This window comes from Nonomuraea sp. KM88 (assembly GCF_052245635.1).
Classification (GTDB): domain Bacteria; phylum Actinomycetota; class Actinomycetes; order Streptosporangiales; family Streptosporangiaceae; genus Nonomuraea.
This window is the reverse complement of sequence record NZ_JBQQCC010000065.1, coordinates 1-1348: the sequence shown is the minus strand read 5'-3', so window position 1 is coordinate 1348 and position 1348 is coordinate 1. Positions and strand designations below refer to the sequence as shown.

Annotated in this window: 1 pseudogene; it reads right to left on the bottom strand. The window is 68.8% G+C overall.

Going from position 1 to position 1348, the window contains the following annotated elements:
- Window positions 1-16 precede the first annotated feature (16 nt).
- Window positions 17-1179: pseudogene (locus tag ACTWPV_RS49665) on the bottom strand (ISAs1 family transposase).
- Window positions 1180-1348: the final 169 nt, after the last annotated feature.

The following is a 1348-nucleotide window of genomic DNA, read 5'->3' as shown; positions in this document are numbered from 1 at the left end:
CAGGGCTGAAGCGTTCTCATGTCGTGAGACCGAGTAGTTGAAGGCCGTCGGTTGGGTGGCTGCGGTAGTGGTCGGTGGCAGCGGCGATGTTGGTCCAGCCGAGCAGGCGTGCCAAGCCGATGGCCAGGTTGCGGAGGCTGGCCAGGATGCGGGGAGCTGCTCCGGTCCGGGCCCGGCAGGCGTCTTCGCGGTAGGTGACGTCGCGGATGTGGTGCAGGGCCTCGATGCTCCAGTGGCCGCGGATCAGCGCGGCGAGCTGGGCGTGCGTGATGCGGCCCGGTGGCAGGCTGGTGATGGCGTAGATCGTGACGATGGTGGTCTTGCCGGTTTTGCGGTCGGTACGGCGGCGCTTGATCTGGAGGGCCTGGGCGGCGTGGGGAAAGGGCAGGCCGGGCCGGACGGTGCAGATCTTCATGCGCCGGATCTCGCGGCGGCCGTGGCCTTGCTCGTCGGTGCGGTCGTTGAGGATGGCCTCGCGCCAGGGCAGGGCCTTGAGCCGGCGCAGGATCGTGGGCTGGTTGCCTTTGACGATGAACAGGTAGTGGCCGCCGGCGGCGGCGATGTGCCGGCGTGGTCGGCTTGTGTGTGCAGGGCGTCGGCGGTGATGACCATGCCGGTCAGGTCCAGGTCGCGCAGCAGGGGTGTGAAGGCGGGGATCTCGTTGCTCTTGGCTTCAACCTGGCGTTGGGCCAGGACGATCTGGGTGTCGTGGCGGATGGCGGCCAGCAGGTGGACCGCGCCGCTCGAGGTACGGCTGCCGCGCAGGGTCTTGCCGTCCACGGCCAGGCCGAGCAGGGGTGTTCGGGTGTTTGCCGTCGTCTCGGGCAGTTGGCAGGCAGTCAGCGCGGCAACGTAGCCGCAGGTCGCGGCGTCGAAGGCGTCGCCGTCCAGACGGGCCAGCAGCCGTCCCAGGGTTGAGGCGGCCAGTCGCATGGAGGGCGGAAGGCCGAGCCGGGTGCGCGTGTCAGGGTCGTATCCGGCGATGAATCGAGTGATCTGCACCAGTGAGGATGCTCCGCTGAGGACGGCGAGCAGGGCTAAGGCGAGCAGCGGCCCGAGTCGATAGCGGCGTCCGCGGCGGCAACGGGGGTCGGGGACAGCGTCGAGTACCTCGGTCAGGGTGGGCAGGTCGACGGTGGCGTCGGTGAGCGTGACGTGCTCCAGGTGGCGGGAGAGCACATCGATCGGGGATGATGGCACGCGAACGCGGCCCCTGTTCTTGATCGACTGGCTAGACACCGACGATCATCAGGGGTCGCGTTTGTCATCTCCGCACCGGGGCGCTCCTACTCGGCCACTCGACCCAGGGGTGCAGCAGTCTCATCAGCCGAGAACGCAACGGCCTTGC